Source organism: Congregibacter sp., assembly GCF_047617445.1.
Lineage (GTDB): Bacteria > Pseudomonadota > Gammaproteobacteria > Pseudomonadales > Halieaceae > Congregibacter.
On record NZ_JBLGBE010000065.1, the window covers coordinates 1 to 18,473 of the forward strand.

The 18,473-nt window shown below is 56.4% G+C and carries 9 protein-coding genes and 1 pseudogene; 2 read left to right on the forward strand and 8 right to left on the reverse strand.

Going from position 1 to position 18,473, the window contains the following annotated elements; all coding sequences use genetic code 11:
• A partial coding sequence (locus ACI9KD_RS13305; protein WP_414981662.1) for a DPP IV N-terminal domain-containing protein occupies window positions 1-1,379 on the reverse strand: 1,379 nt, incomplete at its 3' end.
• A gap of 106 nt (window positions 1,380-1,485) precedes the next feature.
• Here ACI9KD_RS13305 and ACI9KD_RS13310 point away from each other — a divergent pair.
• The gene (locus ACI9KD_RS13310; protein WP_414981663.1) at window positions 1,486-4,617 is read left to right on the forward strand and encodes a WD40/YVTN/BNR-like repeat-containing protein; all 3,132 of its coding nucleotides are present in this window, start codon (window positions 1,486-1,488) and stop codon (window positions 4,615-4,617) included.
• Between the two features lie 101 nt (window positions 4,618-4,718).
• Here ACI9KD_RS13310 and ACI9KD_RS13315 read toward each other — a convergent pair whose 3' ends face one another.
• The 6 genes from ACI9KD_RS13315 to ACI9KD_RS13340 form a co-directional block, all read right to left on the reverse strand.
• On the reverse strand, window positions 4,719-7,964 hold the full coding sequence (locus tag ACI9KD_RS13315; protein ID WP_414981664.1) for a WD40/YVTN/BNR-like repeat-containing protein: 3,246 nt from the start codon (window positions 7,962-7,964) through the stop codon (window positions 4,719-4,721).
• A gap of 147 nt (window positions 7,965-8,111) precedes the next feature.
• Window positions 8,112-8,870 (reverse strand): hypothetical protein, encoded by a 759-nt coding sequence (locus ACI9KD_RS13320; RefSeq protein ID WP_414981665.1) that lies wholly within the window; start codon window positions 8,868-8,870, stop codon window positions 8,112-8,114.
• 129 nt (window positions 8,871-8,999) lie between these two features.
• Window positions 9,000-12,542, reverse strand: coding sequence for a bifunctional proline dehydrogenase/L-glutamate gamma-semialdehyde dehydrogenase PutA (putA, locus tag ACI9KD_RS13325; RefSeq protein ID WP_414981666.1), 3,543 nt, complete (start codon window positions 12,540-12,542; stop codon window positions 9,000-9,002).
• A 23-nt stretch (window positions 12,543-12,565) separates the two neighbouring features.
• Window positions 12,566-14,083 (reverse strand): sodium/proline symporter PutP, encoded by a 1,518-nt coding sequence (gene putP / locus ACI9KD_RS13330; RefSeq protein ID WP_414981667.1) that lies wholly within the window; start codon window positions 14,081-14,083, stop codon window positions 12,566-12,568.
• 4 nt (window positions 14,084-14,087) lie between these two features.
• On the reverse strand, window positions 14,088-15,386 hold the full coding sequence (locus ACI9KD_RS13335; protein WP_414981668.1) for a glutamate-5-semialdehyde dehydrogenase: 1,299 nt from the start codon (window positions 15,384-15,386) through the stop codon (window positions 14,088-14,090).
• Window positions 15,387-15,502: 116 nt separating this feature from the next.
• Window positions 15,503-16,339, reverse strand: a complete 837-nt coding sequence (locus tag ACI9KD_RS13340) for a pyrroline-5-carboxylate reductase family protein (RefSeq protein ID WP_414981669.1) — start codon at window positions 16,337-16,339, stop codon at window positions 15,503-15,505.
• Window positions 16,340-16,703: 364 nt separating this feature from the next.
• On the opposite strand from ACI9KD_RS13340, the gene proB reads away from it, so the two are divergent.
• The gene (gene proB / locus ACI9KD_RS13345; protein WP_414981670.1) at window positions 16,704-17,906 is read left to right on the forward strand and encodes a glutamate 5-kinase; all 1,203 of its coding nucleotides are present in this window, start codon (window positions 16,704-16,706) and stop codon (window positions 17,904-17,906) included.
• Window positions 17,907-17,911: 5 nt separating this feature from the next.
• Here proB and ACI9KD_RS13350 read toward each other — a convergent pair.
• Window positions 17,912-18,473: pseudogene (locus ACI9KD_RS13350) on the reverse strand (MFS transporter); the annotation flags it as partial.

An 18,473-nucleotide genomic window follows, 5' to 3' on the forward strand; every position in this document is an offset into this window, starting at 1 on the left:
CCCTTGGAGCTAACGGTATAAATGTCCGCAGGCTGGGCGTCGTTGCTGTGCACAAAAGCCACGCGACTTGCGTCAGGCGAGGGGTAGCCCTCGTTGTTGCCTGACAGAGGCGTGACGCGCCGGGGTGCTTGGTCCTTGCCCTGGATAACAAATACCTGGCTCTGTGAGGCAGACGGTGCATTGGCCGCATAAAAGATGCTTCCGGCGCTCGTTATCAAGGGGCCACTCAAGACATCAGAGTCCGGGCTACTTAGTAGCGTCGGTGATCGGTTCTTTGCAAAGGCATCGATAAGGTATAGCCCGTAACGATCATCTAGGTCGCTGAGAAAAATGACCTCTTCGCCGTTGGGATGCCACTGTGAGGCAAAGGAAGTGTAAATACGACTAGGTCGGTGGCTGTGCCAGACTTCGGTTAAGCGACGCTTCGCATCTACGGTATAAAGCCAACGATCGACCGCGGTGTCCGACGCGACATCCAGTAGCAATACGCTCTTGGATGACCAGGAGAAACCGATGATCTGTCGTGCGGAGCTCTCATCCAGAGGGATCAGTTCGAGTTTGCCGTCAGCCAGATTGACCAGACCCACATTACGAGACTCATTTGGATCGCCCGGGTAGCCTCGACGTATTTCATTTGCTGTGGTTTCGGATGACAGATAATCCGGGAAGGGCACTTTGCGCATATCCCGACGATCCACCAGGTGTACGGCGATGGTTTTGCTATCCGGTGACCAGACGTAGGTAGGTCCTCCCCAGATTCCCGGGCCAATCTCTCGCTCTGGTCGGTTGTAGCGACCGATAGAGAGAGACGACAAACCTGCAATACCTACCTCGGTGACCGCTCGCGAGGTTTTAGTCTGTAGGTCAAAGAGCCAAAGATCACCATCTTTGAGGAACGCTATTTGTGCATCGTCAGGGGCGATGCTGAGACTTGACGCCCCAGAGCCAATATCGCCCAGCAGCGTTGGTGTTTCATCATCTATGCGCGTCTGCCAAAGCTCGCCGCCTCTGAGCATGAGGATAGTCTTGCTGTCGGCCCGCCAGGTGAACTCACGAGTCGACGGACCATCGGCTTGTGCTACCGACAAGCGACGTAGTTCCTTGCCGTCGGCAGAGGCCAGCCATAGCCCCCGATCCGGCAGACCCCGATCGTTCCAGGTGAACGCAAAATGCTGGCTATCAGCCGCCCATTTTGGCGCCGAAGGTACGGTGCCAAACAGGCTCGGCGAAGCAAAGAGCTCATCCAGGCTTAGGGGGGCCTGCGATGTTGCCTGGGGTGCGGCCGTTAAGGGTAGGGAGAGGAACAGTCCGCACAAGATGGCGACGCCTCTCAGTCGCGGCGTATCAAGGGTGCCTTTAAGACTGAGGGGTGTTCGCATAGAGCGTGTTCCTTGGGTTGTATGTAGTTCGTTCATCACAATTTTGACATATACTTTTCGTGCAAAGTGATCTCGAAAATAATCTATTAGGTTCTGAGGGTTAATTATGAAACCAGCGCTGTTTCTGGCCTGTCTTGGCATTGTCTTTTTTGGGATGTCGCCGATAGCACATAGTGTAGACGACGAACGCGATTTCTTTGACGGAATAGAGGCGCGAAACGTCGGACCATTCCGCGGAGGACGGGCAACGGTTGCCGTCGGCGTTCGAGAGAATCCGCACGTGTACTACATGGGCACTACCGGTGGTGTCTGGAAAACGGACAACGCAGGAGCGAGTTGGTATCCCGTTTCGGATGAGGACTTTGGTTCGTCAGCCGTGGGCGCCATCGCCGTGGCCGCCTCAGACCCCAATGTGGTCGTTGTGGGCATGGGGGAGTCGCCGTTTCGAAACATTGCCTCATCGCAGGGTGATGGCGTCTACAAGTCCACCGATGCTGGCAAGACCTGGACGCACATTGGATTTGAAGACCTGCGTCAAGTCGGCGAGATCCGCATTCATCCCAACGACCCGGACACCATATGGGTCGCCGCTCAAGGTAATACCTATGCGCCTGCGGACGACGGCGGTGTGTTTAAAACAACGGATGGTGGTAAGACCTGGCGTCGCGTACTAGAGCCGCTCAATGAGAGCAGTGGCGCGGTGGATCTTGCTATTGATCCGGGTAATCCGCGAATCCTCTTTGCTGCGATGTGGGATAACCAACGCAGCCCCTGGAAGCTGCGCTCCGGCGGAGACGGCAGCGGCATCTGGCGGTCCAGCGACGGCGGTGAGAGCTGGGAGCGCTTGGTCGATGATCTACCAGAAGGCATGGGCAAGTTAGGCGTTGCGGTATCTGGCGCAAAGTCTGGGCGGGTCTGGGCAGTCATCGAAGCAGAAGGCGACGAGGGAGGGCTCTATCGCTCAGATGATGGGGGAGATAGCTGGAGTCAGGTTAACAAGGAGCGGGTTCTCCGAGCCCGATCCTGGTACTACATGCATATTTTTGCGGATCCTAACGATGAGAACACGGTCTATGTCCTCAACGCGCCGTTTATGAAGTCTATCGACGGCGGCAAAAGCTTTACTCAGGTGAATGTTCCCCATGGCGACAATCACTACCTGTGGATTAATCCCGATAACTCGGACTGGATGGTTAACGCGAACGACGGCGGGGCAAATGTATCCTTCGATGGTGCGAGGAGTTGGTCCCGACAGGACAATCAACCTACCGCGCAGTTCTATCGGGTAAATACCGATAACGCTTTTGAATACCGTATTTACGGAGGGCAGCAAGACAACTCTACCGTGGCTATTCGCAGCCGCTCTCGGGATGGCAGCATCGGCCGAGACGACTGGGAGATCCACGGTGGCTGTGAGAGTGCCTATGTGGCAATGGATCCTGATGATCCGCGTTACACCTACGCGGGCTGCTATCTGGGTTTGATTGACGAGTTCGATACCCAGACACGCACGAGTCGATCAATTAAGGCGTATGCCGAAACAGGCCTAGGTCAGTTGGCGAGTGATTCGAAGTACCGCTTTAACTGGAACGCTCCCATTCATGTTTCTCTGCATGATCCCAAAGTCTTGTATCACGGCGGTAACGTCTTGTTGAAGTCGGTAAATCGTGGCTTTGACTGGGCTGAAGCGAGTCCAGACCTGACACGCAATGAAGCGGACAAGCAGGGTCAGGGTTCTGGTCCGTACACCAACGAAAACATTGAGCAGTACAACACCATATTTTCCTTTGCCGAGAGTCCTCACGATGCCGATACACTTTGGGTCGGTAGCGATGACGGCCTTCTCCACCTTACTCGAGATGGCGGCGAAAACTGGAAGGATGTTACTCCCCGAAATGTTGGACGAGGCTTGATCAATTCCATCGAAGTGTCACCGCATGATCCGGCGGTAGCCTATGTTGTGGTGATGAAATACAAAGAGGGCGACAACAAGCCCTATGTGTATCGCACCGCCAATTACGGCCGTAGCTGGTCATCCATTACCGATGGCCTCCCAGACACACACTTTGCCCGTGTCCTGCGGGAAGATCCGGAACGCGCCGGTTTATTGTTCGTGGGTATGGAGCGTGGCCTTTATATCTCCTTCAACAGTGGCAAGGACTGGCAAGCGTTTCAGGGCAATCTGCCCATTGTTCCGATTACGGACCTTATGCTGCGACGCAATGATTTGGTACTCGCGACCCAGGGCCGTGCTTTTTGGGTGATCGATGACATCCTTCCGCTGCGGCAGTTTCAGCCTGATCAAGCCAGCACTTCGGCGCATCTTTACGCGCCATCAATGGCTATTCGATTGACGCCCACCAAAGGCCGTTCAGGTGGTGGCGAAAGCGTTGCGCCAAGCGCACCGAACGGTGCGGTGATCTACTACGCCCTGTCAGAGGAGCTCGACGTTGAAGAGCAGTCGCTGACCTTGGATGTCTTGAACGCACAAGGTGATGTCGTTCGACGTATAGAGACGGATGCCAAGAAGGGCGTCGAAGGCGGTGGCTCTGGATCCTCCATAGCCCTGCCTGCCGAAAAAGGCCTCAACAGGCTGGTTTGGGATCTGCGCACGGACGCTACGCAAACGCTTGATTACGATGTGGTCTATGGGTCCCGCGCGGATAAATCTACTGCGGGTTACGCGATAGCGCCGGGTACCTACACACTGCGTCTGCAACTAGCTGAAGAAAGCTACGAGCAGTCTCTGGAAGTTAGCTGGGATCCCATTAACAGCTATGACGGCGCGGCTATCGAAGAGCAGCAAGCCTTTGTTGCGGAAGCCTTTGGAATGATCGACGCCGTGTATACCCGCGTTGCCAGCTTGCAAAGTATTCAGAAGCAGGTGCAACTGCGGCAGTCCCTGGCCAAGGAGGCGGGAGACGATATTGTTAGCGAAGCGGCGGAGTCTTTGTTGTCTGCTCTAGGGGATTGGCAAGAATCAGTGACGACACCGCAGCGGGAGACTTTTCAGGACGTGCTGAACTTTCATCCGCGTATTGATGCGTTTCTCATTGACGTTTATCAGCAGGCTGATAATGCGGTACTAGGGCTGACACGGGGTCAGAGGGAGCGTCTGGATGACCTGCGGCCACAGTGGCAGGCGGCCATGTCTGCATGGCAGGAGCTCATGGACGAAGACGTCGCTGCGTTCAACGCGGTTGCCGGTCCCGCCGTGGCGGCGCCGGACTGGGAGTAGAGCCTGTTCCTGCGGTGGCTTTGTTGGGGCTCTTGAGGACTTAAAAAAACCCGGCAGCGTTAATGCGCCGCCGGGTTTTTACTATCTACTCTTGGCGTCTATCAATCATTGAGTGATTGACCGGGCACCCAAGGTGCTCCGTTTTCTGCAAGTGTTTTCTTGATATCGGCCAGTTGGCCCTCACGCAAAGCCGCAACTCGCGCGACAATATCGGTCATCCACTCACTTCCTAGCCGCAGGTCCTCGCGCTGATTCGCCGTGGGGGGCATGCGGGTGTTTAGCGCATTAGCAGCGGAGCCGATGCGATGCGCGGCACTGTGTGACATGGCCTCGCTGAGTCTTTGCCTGGCGGGGTTTCCGCGAAGCATAAACTTCAGCTCGGCGACATCGGCTTCCAGCGTGTCGATCGCCTGCTGCAGTGATGAGGGACTTTGAGGCGATGCGTCTATCGCTGCACGGAGATACTGAGTGCCTGCTGTGACTTCCTTCAGTGCTGCGTCCACGGCGTAGAGCTGTCGTTGCGCGTCGCTGACTTCACGCTGGAACGCCACCGAGGCCAGATAGTCGGTTCCCTCTGGCAAGTTGGTGAGAGCCTGTAACTCAAAGTTCCTGGCCACCCCCAGAGCCTCGATGGCGGCGGGGCCCACACGAACCAGCTGTGCACTATAGGCACCCGGTGCCATAAGCGGCCCTTTGGGATCGCTCATCCAGGGTGCACGGAAGCTGCCATCGGGAAAGCTAATGGCATTGGGGGCATCTGCTCGCATGTCCCAGTTCAGGCGCTGCAATCCTGCTTTTTTCCCGAGGCTTAGACGTCGTACGGCATTACCCTGGGCGTCGCTTATCTCGATGTAGTATCGCGCCTCGCCCGCGGAGGCTTCGTCCCTTAACCCGTCCCAGCCGGGGAAGGGAATGTTTTTGTCGGCCGCTACAAGCTCACGCTCTTTGTCGCGCCGCCGCTCTGCAGGTGTTGCGGCCACTTCTGGCAGATAGGCCGAGAACAGCGGGCCCATTTCGGGGTTGGCGGCCTTGTAGGCAGTGCTGCCCTGGCTGGGACTGCCTACGGCCTGTCCGGGCACCGAGGGTAGATACCACCAGGCGTCGCGAACGGCGAATAGCGCAGCGCTGCTGCCGGGCAGAGTCTCGTCGCGCTGACGCAGGTTGGCGGCCATTTCTCGAAGGGGTCGGTAATCATCCAGAATATAGACGCCCCGTCCAAAGCTGGCGCCCACCAGATCGTTATCCCGGCGCTGCAATTTAAGATCTCTAAAGGGCACCGTGGGGACTCCGGCGCTAAGCGTCTTCCAGTGCTTACCGCTATCAAGCGTGACGTAGAGTCCGTTCTCTGCAGCAATGAACAAGAGGCCCGGTTCGATATGATCTTGTTGAATCGCCCACACAATTACGTCCTTGGGCAGATCGCCGCTGATATCACGCCAGCTTTTTCCATCGTTGTCTGTGGCAAAAAGCATGGGTCGATAGTCGCCGGTTTTGTGATTGTCGGCCGCGACGAAGGCGCCGTTTTCATTGTGCACAGAGGCTTCTATATCGTTGATGAAGGCGCCTTTGGGCAATGCGGAAGGACTGGCTTCTTTCCAGCTTTTGCCGCCGTCTGTGCTGCTGTGTACCAGGCCGTCATCACTGCCGGTCCATAGACGTCCAGCCTGTAAGGGTGACTCAGAGATCGCGGTCAATGAGGCATAACCCGACATGGCTCCGAGGTCCCACAGAGCGTCGGTGCTACGCACCCGTCCGTCCACGGGGAGCGTGAAGCGATTACTGTTGGTGGTGAGGTCCTCGCTAATGGCCGACCAGGCGTCACCGCGATCGTCGCTTTGCCACACTCGCTGGGAGCCGAAGTAGATTCGCCCGGGCGTATGTGGACTCACTTCCAGTGGCGAGTCCCAGTTCCAGCGCTCCGGATCTTCGCCGGGGGCTGGCTGGGGTCGGATACTCACGTTCTCTTTGCTCGACACATGATGCCGTATCAAATTGCCCTTCTGGCTCATTTGATAAAAGACGTTTAAGTCGAAGGCGTCAAAGGCCACGCCATAGCCATCCGCACCGTAGGGGACGTACCAGTCCTGATTACGGATACCTTCGACGTTTGTGGTTCTTGCGGGGCCGTGCAGTGTGCCTAGGTCCTGTGCTCCAACCAATACGTTGTAGTAGGGCGAGTGATCGCTGACAGCGACTTTGTAGAACTGGCTGATCGGCAGGTTGGGAAAGTGTCGCCAGCTGGCGCCATCATCGAAGCTTTCGTAGAGGCCTCCGTCGGTTCCGGCAAGAAGATGGGCCGGCGCATTAGGGTCAATCCAAAGCGCGTGGTTGTCACTGTGCTTGGCTCGACCTGTGCCTAACACGTCAAACTGTGTCCCAGCATCTGCGGTAACGTGTAAGAACACATCCATCTGATAAACCCGATCGGCATCTGCTGGAGATGCTTCGATCTCCTGATAGTAGTGCGGACCTGTGCCGCCAGAAATGTACTCGTTCTTGCGCTCCCAACTTTCGCCGCGATCGTGGCTAACAAAGAAACCCTGCTCACCATCGTTAGCCTCTATCGTTGCGTATACGCGATCAGGGTCGGCCGGTGTGACCGCTAGACCGATTTTTCCAATCTCCAGCGCTTTGTCCTCGCTGGGTAGCCCGTTGGTCACTTCTCGCCACGTAGCGCCGCTATCCGTCGATTTCCAAAAGCCCGACCCGGTGCCGCCGGCGAGGAAAGACCAGACTGTGCGCCGACGTTGGTAGGTGGCGGCGTACACGATGCTTGGATCGCTGGGATGAAACTCCAGATCCGTGGCGCCGGTCTTATCATTCACGCTCAGCACCGCGGTCCAGGTCTTGCCGCCATCGGTGCTGCGGAAAACACCGCGCTCTCCGCCCGAGGACCAGAGCGGGCCTTCGGCGGCGACCAAAATATGCTCGGAATTTTTAGGGTCCACGAGAATACGGCCAATGTGCTCGGACTTCTCGAGCCCCATGGATGTCCAGCTCTTACCGCCATCGAGACTGCGATAGACGCCATCACCCCAGCCCACGTGACGGCCACTCACGTTTTCACCGGTGCCTACCCAAACCGTGTTGGGGTTCTGGCTGTCGATGGTGATTTCGCCGATGGAGTAGGACTTTTCATTATCAAAGATCGCTGACCAGGTTATCCCCGCATTGCTGGTTTTCCAGACTCCGCCGGAACCTACGGCGATGTACCAGGTCGCAGGTGTCTGCGGGTCAACTTCAATATCGGCAATACGTCCGCCCATCATCGCAGGACCAATGGCACGCAGTTTCAGTCCGTCAATCACCTGATCGACTGGCGCGATGTCCGTTGCCGCGAAAGTCACGACAGCGGAACTTAAAAGCGACAGAGACAAAATTGTGTTGAGTGCTTTAGTACTCCGTGAAAGGGAGGTTCTGTTTCGAGAAGCTTGCATAGCAGTATTCACCTTGTTTTTGTCTAAGAGACAGGGGAGGGCATAAACACAGCTCGACTAAAAGCTGAATTCAACGCCGGCCACGGGACCGTAATAGCGAAATGCATTGGTTAGATCGCCGTCAGAAAACTCGGCCTCTTTGTACTGGTAGCCAATGAGCGCATGGTTTTGCCGGGACTTGCCAAATGCATACGCAAAGCTTCCGTGCAGGACAAAAATCCCCTCGGAATCACCAAAGGCGTAGTCAGCGTAGGTACGAAGCTGCCAGCGTTCGGAGACCGGTGTTTGATAACGCAGGCCCAGCAGCACATCGTAATAGGCCTTGTCTGTACTTCGTACCCTTTTAGGCTGGTCTGTATTAATGTCGGTGAAGCCAAACTCATTGTCAAAATCCGAGTGGCGCAGGCCGCCAAATACATTGAGGGACGAGCCGAAGCCCTGGGGCCAATAGGCGACGGCTGCATCGAGAAACACTTGGGTGCTATCGATATCGGTGTTCAGTTGATCCCGCACACCTGAATCGGAGGTTTTTAAGTAGGTCAGGTCGCTAAACGCGCTCCAGTGACCGCTGCCGACCTCGCCTTGGACCATAAAGGCCGCATCCAGCGTTCCCAGTAAATCCTTAAAGCTGATCTCCGAAGGACTGATTGTGGCGTCGCGAAAATTCAGGTCCAGCTCCGTGGTCGAGCCCCAGAGATAAGGTGTTACCGACCACTGCAACGCATCGCTGTCCTGAGCCGAAGCTCCTGCAGCAACCAAGAACGTGAGCGACAGAAACGTACATCCCCTACGACGACGATTGCTTGGTTTCTGCATAACTGAGAGCCTTTTGGATGCTGGGGTGGGCAGCTTGCTTAAATCCATGCCCACTGCCCACTGCCCACCTATTGTGCGGAGCAGAATAGCTGCTATGTATCCTTTAAATCCAGCGACCCCCTCGCTGCTTCAGTCGCTGTCAGCTGCGAGCAAGCTCGCATTGCCCCCGGCGGCTGTGGTGTCGATACAGGTATGACGCTCGCGCACGCAATAGCTGTCCAGTTCACTGCTGACGCTTACCAAGGGTATGAGTGCGCCTTCTCGAGCCGCTAGGGCCTGGCGTGCCAAGGCAAGATCTGCTGTGTCACTCCATAGCGCCACCACCGCAATATTCTGTAGCATGCTGAGGTCTGTTCTGGAAATTACGCCATCAATGCCGTGGGCCGGATCCACCCCCGGTGCGACCATAAGTGCCGGGCAGCCCCGGCGTCGCGCGGTACCGGCCTGTAAGGCTGCCTCCTGCGCCGTTGGTCCCAGGCAAAGCACTAGCCCCCGAGGCAAGATTGTCAGAATATTGGCTTCCCCCGTAGGGCCGGGCATATCCTGAATCTCCAGGGTCTCGGCTTCGTACCAACTGAGGGCATCGATTGCCGCTTGCACCGTGGTCGCGTCGACTCCGGTTCCTGTAATCATTGCTGGTTCTGTTTGTATTGCCGTCGCCATGGGACGCTGAAAACGCTGCACATAACGTGGTCCGCCGGCTTTTGGCCCGGTGCCGGACAGACCCTCTCCACCAAAGGGCTGGGATTCCACGACGGCGCCGATCTGATTGCGATTCACATAGATGTTTCCCGCGTGAACCTCCGAAGACACATTTTTTACGCGTTCGTCGATGCGCGTGTGTAAGCCAAAGGTCAAACCATAACCGCTGGCGTTGATGTCATCGATAATGCTGTGGAAATCCTCGGCCTTAAAGCGTGCGACGTGCAATACCGGGCCAAAGACCTCCCTCGTTACATCTGCTATCCCCGCAACTTCAATGACCGCGGGTCCTACAAAATAACCCTCCTTTGGTACCGCCAGTTGCTTGAGCAGGCGGCCCTCCTGTCGGGCCTCATCGATGTATGTCTGAATAGACTCCTGAGCCTGGGCGTTGATTACCGGCCCTATGTCCGTCGCCAGCGACCATGGGTCACCTAGCTCCAATTCATCCATAGCGCCGTGGAGCATTTCCAGAAGGATGTCGGCAATATCGTCCTGCACGTACAGTACGCGCAGTGCCGAACAGCGTTGCCCTGCCGATTGGAAGGCCGAGGCCAGGGCGTCGCGAACCGCTTGTTCCGGGAGCGCCGTGGAATCCACAATGCCCGCGTTGATGCCACCGGTTTCTGCGATGAGGGGCGCAGCGGGAGACATATGTGCTGCCATGCTTCGATTGATCATCCGTGCGGTTGCTGTGGACCCGGTGAAGCACACCCCCGCAACGGTCGACGATGCAGTGAGCGCTTGTCCTACGCTTGCACCGTCTCCGGGAAGGAACTGCAGAACTTCCCGCGGCACTCCCGCAGTGTGGAGCAGCTTGACGGCTGCTGCTGCAATGAGCGGCGTAGTTTCTGCCGGTTTTGCCAGGACGCCGTTACCGGCAGCCAGGGCGGCGGCCAACTGGCCGGTAAAAATAGCGAGTGGGAAATTCCAGGGTGATATGCAGGTGATAATCCCCCGCGCTTCGCCATTCGCCAGATCTTCTCCGCGATTCGCGTAGTAGCGAAGGAAGTCAACGGCCTCGCGTATCTCGGCTACCGCATCGGCTGCGCACTTGCCGGCCTCCCGGGCCAGCAGCGCCATCAGTTCCCCGGTGTTGGTTTCAAACAAGTCCGCAGCCAGGCGCAGCGTAAACGCGCGCTGCTGGGCACCAGCGTCGTTCCAGTCCTTGGCTTCTGCGAGGGCTCCCTCGCAGTCGCTGGAGCTTACTTCTATAGCGTATCCCACGACATCGCTGGGATTGGCAGGATTGACGATTTCTCGCCCAACGTCGGAATTCATGGGGCAGGCCAGGAGTGGTTCGACCTGCCAGTGATGCGTGGCAAAGTGCTCCCGTGCCAGTTCCAGGGCCTCAATGACCTTGCTGTTGTTCAGGTCCCAACCCCGGGATGCCTGACGCTCCGGCGCGTAAATGTCTGCAGGATGAGCAAGTAATGCAGGTCGGGTCGAGTGGATGTTGCTAAGACGGGTAAATGGATCTTCGGCCAGTGAGATCGGTGTATAGGCCGGATCGACCACTTTGTGCACGAAGGAAGAATTCGCTCCATTTTCTAAAAGCCTGCGAACGAGATAGGCAAGAAGATCCTTATGCGGCCCCACCGGAGCATAGATACGGCAGTTCGCACCATCAGTAATAAGTTGGTTAAACAGTGTTTCCCCCATGCCATGGAGACGCTGGAATTCGTAGTCCGCACGATCGCCGGCAAGCTCCAATATGGTCGCTGCCGTTTGCGCGTTATGGGTGGCGAACTGGGGGTAAATACGGTCCGTCATGCCCAGGAGCTTTGCTGCACAGCAAATGTAGGATATATCCGTCGCACTGCGTCGAGTGAATACCGGATAGTCGGATACTCCATCGACCTGAGCCTGCTTTATCTCGGAATCCCAGTACGCACCTTTTACCAGTCGCACCATGATTCGACGATCTAAAGACGACGCCAGTTTGTAAAGCCAGTCGATGACCGGTGCCGCACGCTTTTGATAAGCCTGGACCACAACGCCAAAGCCATCCCAGCCGGCAAGTTCCTCATCGGACAGTGCAGCTTTGACCACGTGTAAAAAAGGCTCAAGTCGTTGGGATTCTTCTGCATCGACGTTGAGACCAAGATTGGCATCTCGTGCGAGTCGGGCAAGTGTGTTGAGGCGCGGCGCCAATTCCTTTAGCAATCGTGCTTGTTTTGCATATTCAAATCGAGGATGCAGCGCCGAGAGCTTTACGGAGATCCCCGGGCGCTCATGCAGGGCACCACCGGCCGATGATTTGCCGATAGCGCGAATGGCATCGGCATAAGCCTCGAAGTACTCATCAGCACCTGCCTGAGTCAGCGCTGCCTCCCCAAGCATGTCAAAGGAATAGCGAAACCCCCGGCGGGTTTCGTCTTCTGCTCTTTTGAGCGCTTCTTCTATGGTTTGGCCTAAAACAAACTGATTACCCATTTCCCGCATGGCGCGTTTTACGGCGAGACGAACCACAGGCTCGCCCAGACGCTTCACGGTGCGATTGAGCAAACCCGACACGCTGGCAGAGTTGTCATCGTCCAAAACACGCCCGGTCATCATGAGCGCAATCGTGGAGGCGTTGACCACTGCTGAACCTGATTTGCCGCTGTGCTCGCTCCAATCGTAAGGCGCGATTTTGTCTTCGATGAGCGTATCGATGGTGCCGGGGTCGGGCACTCGTAGCAGAGCTTCGGCCAGGCACATGAGGGCGATGCCTTCGTTGGTTGACAGCCCGTATTCGGCAAGGAACATTTCCATAAGCCCCGGCTTGCCGGCGTTTCTTATGCACTCTATGAGATCTACAGCGCGGCTCTGGGCTCGTTGGCGGAGGTCCAGATCAATGCCGGCGCCTCCGGCGAGCGCGGCGAGTATGTCTTCCTCGTCAGCCACATGATGGGCGCGGATCGCGTCGAGTTCTCCCTCGTTAATGCTCGCCATAGGACGACTCTCAAGCGTAATAGCCTGTTTCATTCTGGGCTCCTTTGTTGATTCAATCAAGCGTTCGCAGGGCTTATATCAGCGCGACCGGCCATGGTGAGTGCCAAACGATCATGTCTTCGTCCGATGACTCGCCCGGGACGGTCTCCCAGGAGGCTGACACTTATGGCGGCGATGCTGCTCAAGGCAAAGCCCGGAACAATCTCGTAGAGATAAGCCGAAAGGGGCTGGCCATTGATTTCTAAGGGCGCATAAATCCACATCAGCACTGTGACGGCGCCGGTGATCATGCCGGCAAGAGCGCCGTTGCGAGTGAACCGCTTCCAGAACAGGCTGAGCAGGATGATTGGACCAAAAGCGGCCCCGAATCCGGCCCAGGCATTACTGACTAAGGATAGGATGGATGCCGAACGATCAAAGGCAAGGACTATGGCCACCAGGGATACGGCGAGCACCGACAGGCGGCCCACCAGTACCAGCTCTTTTTGACTTGCGGAGCGGTGCACAAAGGTTTTGTAGAAATCCTCGGTGAGGGAGCTTGATGACACCAATAGCTGCGACGAGATGGTGCTCATTATTGCCGCGAGTATGGCGGCAAGAAGAAAGCCGCCAGCCAGCGGGTGGAACAGCACCTGAGATAGCAGGATGAAGATGGTCTCAGGATCAGCAAGGGTAGCGGAGGTACTGGTGACGTAGGCAATACCAGCGATCCCGGTGCCAACCGCTCCAAGCACAGTCACGAGCATCCAGCTCATGCCGATGTGCCGGGCTTTGGCGACATCACGAAGAGAGCGGATGGCCATGAAGCGCACAATGATATGTGGCTGTCCGAAGTAGCCCAGGCCCCAGGACAGACTGGAGATTAGTCCGATGGCAGTGACGCCACTAAACCAGCTGAGCATGCTGGGGTCGACGCTTCTTACCTGTGCGGCTGTGGCTTCGAATCCACCGAGTTGCGTGATGGCCACGGCCGGAACCATGATTAAGGCGATAAACATAATGACGCCCTGAACGAAGTCCGTGAGGCTTACCGCCAGGAAGCCCCCAAACAGTGTGTAGGCGACGACAACGCCGGCGGTTAAAAATAGTCCCAGTTCGTAGCTCAATCCAAAGGAGGTTTCGAACAACTTGCCGCCAGCGACAACACCAGACGATGTGTAGAGGGTAAAGAACACCACGATAACCACGGAGGAGATCATGCGTAAGGATCGCGATTGGTCATCGAATCGTTTTTCGAAGAAGTCCGGGATGGTAATAGCGTCATCGGCGAGCTCTGTGTAAACCCGAAGCCGGGGTGCAACCAGCAGGTAGTTAAGGTAAGCCCCGGCAACGAGTCCCACAGCAATCCAGGCCGCACTAAAACCGGCGAGGTAGACCGCGCCGGGAAGCCCCATGAGCATCCAGCCGCTCATGTCCGAGGCTCCAGCCGATAATGCGGCCACAGCCGGATGCAGATTTCGACCGCCGAGCATGTATTCGGACAGGTCGCTTGTAGAGTTGCGATAAGCGTAGACACCTATTCCCATCATGAGTACAAAGTAGCTTGCCAGCGAAACCAGGGTGTAAATTGACATCTGTTTAGCTCCGAGTTTGTCCGTCGCCGCGGACCTGGTACTTGAAGCTGGTCAGTTGCTCCAGTCCCACGGGACCTCTGGCGTGCATTTTTCCTGTGGCGATACCAATCTCTGCGCCCATACCAAATTCACCGCCATCTGAAAACTGCGTCGAGGCATTGTGCATAACGACGGCGGAATCTATGTTGTTGAGAAATGTTTCTGCTGCGTCGGCATCTTCCGTCAGTATCGCTTCGGTGTGGCCAGAGGAGTGCTCGCTGATGAATGTACAGGCTTCCTTCAGGCCACTCACAACTTTGATGGACAGCACTGCATCCAGATATTCCTCGCGCCAGTCAGATTCGCTGGCGGCGAGCACGCGCGGGTCGCAGTCCTGCGCCTGTTGGTCGCCCCGCAGCTCGCAGTCCCCGAGGCTGTCGGCCAGTAAAGGGATAAACGTTTTTGCGATGGCCTCGTCCACGACGAGACTCTCCGTGGCGCCGCAGATGCCCGTGCGGCGCAGTTTGGCGTTTTTCACGATGTCGGCGGCTTCTAGCAGGTCCGCAGAACGATGAACATAACTGTGGCAGTTGCCATCGAGATGCAGAAGTGTGGGTACGCTCGCTTCGTCGCGCACCAGTTGTACCAGGCTGCGTCCACCGCGAGGAATCACCAGGTCCACGTAATCGGCGCAACGTAATAGTGCGCCCACGGCGGCCCGATCTGTGCTGTCCACCAGCTGCACGCAGTCCCCGGGGAGTTGTGCTTTCGCCAGTCCTTTTTGCATCGCCTGGACAATCAGACGGCTGGAGTTGAGGCTTTCGGAGCCGCCTCGAAGAATCACGGCGTTGCCAGACTTGAGGCACAGGGCGCCGGCATCAGCACCCACGTTAGGACGTGACTCATAGATCATGCCGATCACCCCGATGGGCGTGGCAACACGGCTGATCTTGAGTCCGTTGGGCCGCGTGGTTTCCATTAGGCTTCGGCCCACGGGGTCCGGGAGTTCGGCTATTTGCTCAAGAGCTGTCGCCATAGCCTCGATGCGGGACTCATTGAGCTCCAGTCGATCAATGAAGGAGGCCGGCTTTCCGGCTTCCTGTGCATTGGCGACGTCCTGCGCGTTGGCCTGGATAAGTGCAGGGCTTGTTTCGCGTAAAGCCGCCGCAGCAGCGCGAAGCGCCGAATTTTTCTGCTCCGTCGTGCCGCTCGCAAGTTCGCAGCTCGCTTGACGGGCTCGGCGACCCAGCTCCAGCACATAGTCTTCAGCCGAGAGAATTGATGCGCTTGGTTTATCAATAATTTTGCTCAGATCCGTAGTCACAGCTTTAGATTCCTTGGTCTCTAAAATGAAAGTAATGCAGGAAGTGAAAGCGCTGTTGCCTGTCGCGATACCCCGAAGTGCCAAGGTGCCCTTTAGGCCGTCCGCGGGTCACTCGCTCAGCGCAGCTCCACCGAGCGGGAATAGGCGGATTGCAGCGTGGCGATTAGCAGGTTGTCGAGCTGCTCATCCTTGTTTAAAGCACGCAGGCCTGCGTGTGTGGTGCCGTTCTTGCTGGTGACGCGATCGCGAAGGCCATCAAGCGTGCTATCGCTGTGAAGGGCCATTTCCATCGCGCCCTGGAGGGTTTTGAGTACCAGGACTCGTGACTGCGACCGGCTAAAACCAAGGCCCTCTGCGGCCTCTGCCCAGGCGCGAGCAAACTCAAAGGCGTAGCCTGGACCACTGCCAGCAACCGCGGTGACGCGATCAAGGGCGTCTTCGCTGGGTACCCAAAGAGTATATCCGGTGGCGGCCATGAGCCTGTCGATGAACACTCTGTGTTGCTGCTCAAGGCCCTCGGACGCATAGAGGCCGCTTACGCCCTTGCCTAGGACCACCGGGAGATTGGGCATGACTCGCGCCACGCAAGGATTTCCCGTGAGCGCGACTAAGGATGTGCAGGAAAATCCGGCGGCAAGCGACAGGTACAAGCCTTGAGGGGCCAGGAAGTTGATATAGCCGGGTAAAACTTCGGCGATCATCTGCGGTTTCACGCCGATGACTATGATGTCAAATTGCTGGCCGCTCAGATCTTTGGGCGAGCGAGCCTGTTGTACGCTGTCCGGAAAGTGTCGAAGACCGCTGGGCGACACCACGGTGAACTCAAAGTCATCGATATGCTGCCACTGCTCCAGCAGGGCCCCTCCCATACTGCCGCAGCCGAGCATCAGCACTCGCGTCGCTGGATGCCGGGGGCCAGCTGCTTCCTTGTCATCTGTGGTCGAGCTGCTCATAAACCGCCAAGGTCTCCAATGTCGTTCTCTTAGCTTACTCCGAGAAGGAGCGCCCTACTAGAAGAGGCACATCTGCGTATGGGGGCGAGATTTTTCGTGCGCCTGCGCCGTAAATTACTTCGTATTATAATTAAATAAACCGCCGTCAATCAACAGCTTTTTTCGGGACGCCTTATTGATATTGGCATAAAACACTGAAAATTAACGATTTTAATCGGTATTTTGACCATTTCTGTCACATGATCGCTGGCGACGTGTTAGGCTTGTCAGCAATAATTACTTTTAACACTAATTAGTTTTTGCATTTAAATGTGCTGACTAGGTTAACTGTTGCCCACTCAAAATGACTCAGAGGACCTTTGAAATGACTGCTTTTGACACCGACCCAGCCGACTTCGGCCACACGTCGAAGCGCGATAAGCCGCGCATCGTTGTAAAGGTTGGTTCCAGCTTGCTGGCAAACACGCCGGATCTGCGCCCCCGATACGCATTTATGCATGGCTTACTCAGTGATATTGCCCAGTTACGCGATCAAGGCTTTGAGGTGGTTTTGGCATCATCAGGGTCCGTTGCCCTGGGTCTCAAAGCGCTGAATTCTGACAGCGAGCGAGCGAGCATTCAGGAAAAGCAGGCAGCAGCTGCCTGTGGGCAACCCGTCTTGCTCAATGCCTACAAGCAAATCGCGCTGGAGCATGGTTTTGATATTGCGCAGGTGCTGGTCACCCTGGATGACCTGGAAAATCGAAGGCGTTTTTTGAACACGAAGAATACGGTGCACAAGCTGCTGGAGCTGGGTGTTCTGCCTATCGTTAACGAGAACGATACCATCACCACGGAAGAGATTCGGGTGGGCGATAACGATCGACTCGCGGCGAAAGTGGCGCAAATGATTCAGGCGCAACTTTTGGTGATTCTCACAAGTGTGGATGGGCTTTACGACAGAAACCCCGACGAAGAAGGGGCGCAACTCATCGATAAAGTCGATGATGTCAGCGAGTATCTGGCCGTAACCAGTGGCACGAACTCTCTGGGCACTGGCGGTATGTTCACCAAGATGCAGGCCGCGAACATGGCTCAGAACGCGGGATGCGAGACCATTATCTCGCGAGGAATCATAGATAACCCGATCACTTCTGCTCTGGAAAATAAGCGTCCCCACACACGCTGTGTGGCCAAGTCGACCCCGCAATCTGCCTGGGCGGTATGGCTAACGGACCGATTGCAAATGGCGGGCAGCCTGGTGCTGTCGCAATCTGCCGCGGACGCGCTGGAAAAAAACGACGGTGGGGTCTTCTGTTCGGATTTGATTTCAATCCACCAGGCCTTCCATAAGGCTGATGTACTGCATATCTATGACGAGCACGGTGTTGAAAGAGCGCGGGGTTTATCAAACTTTTCGTCGGACGAGGCTGCGTTGATTGCCTCGAACCCCAACCGGGAGATTCGCGATTTGCTGGGTTACCAGGCTGAGATGACGTTGGTGAACCGCCAAAATCTGGTGATTCTGGAGGATCACCACTTACCGTGGGATGAGCCAGAAGAGCGCTTACGGGTCATTGCTGCATAAGCTGTTTATAGCGCGATGTTCAGCACCTCTCGCTGACGGACAATCAACGCAGCCGCGAGGAGTGCCAATAACATGCAAAGGCAGATTTGCGCTGCGGCGTTATAGCTGCCCAGGTGGTCCACTGCCAGGCTGAAGGCGGCGGGCCCGATAGCACTGGCAAATACCGATATGGAGGCGTTGAAGCCGCTCACGGCACCCAGATGTAAGGGCCCAAAGAAGCGGATAAACGCCAGGTTCGACACGACTCCCCAAAGACCACCGCCGACACCAAAGCCGCCGGCAAGTACCCAGTAGCCCCAGGTTTGTTCCAGATTGATTAGCCCCACTGCGCCAAAACTCAATGCTGACAGCATGACTACGAGGAAGGGCTTGAGTGTACGTCGATCCACAAAGCTACTGGCTATAAGATTACTGGCAGTGGAGAACACTGCCGCAGGCAGAAAATAGCCAAATGCTGTTTCGGCGGATAAGCCGCTTTCAGCGAAAACCGCTACCACGTGGAATGTGAGTGCCGTGCCAAACAAGGCATGCATGCCAAGACTGAGAGCGTAGATCCAAAATATGGGG

Coding starts and splice junctions, on each gene's coding strand:
- proB (WP_414981670.1), top strand. CDS start 16,704: ATGACTGCTTTTGACACCGACCCAGCCGACTTCGGCCACACGTCGAAG.
- ACI9KD_RS13320 (WP_414981665.1), bottom strand. CDS start 8,870: ATGCAGAAACCAAGCAATCGTCGTCGTAGGGGATGTACGTTTCTGTCG.
- putA (WP_414981666.1), bottom strand. CDS start 12,542: ATGAAACAGGCTATTACGCTTGAGAGTCGTCCTATGGCGAGCATTAAC.
- ACI9KD_RS13340 (WP_414981669.1), bottom strand. CDS start 16,339: ATGAGCAGCTCGACCACAGATGACAAGGAAGCAGCTGGCCCCCGGCAT.
- putP (WP_414981667.1), bottom strand. CDS start 14,083: ATGTCAATTTACACCCTGGTTTCGCTGGCAAGCTACTTTGTACTCATG.
- ACI9KD_RS13310 (WP_414981663.1), top strand. CDS start 1,486: ATGAAACCAGCGCTGTTTCTGGCCTGTCTTGGCATTGTCTTTTTTGGG.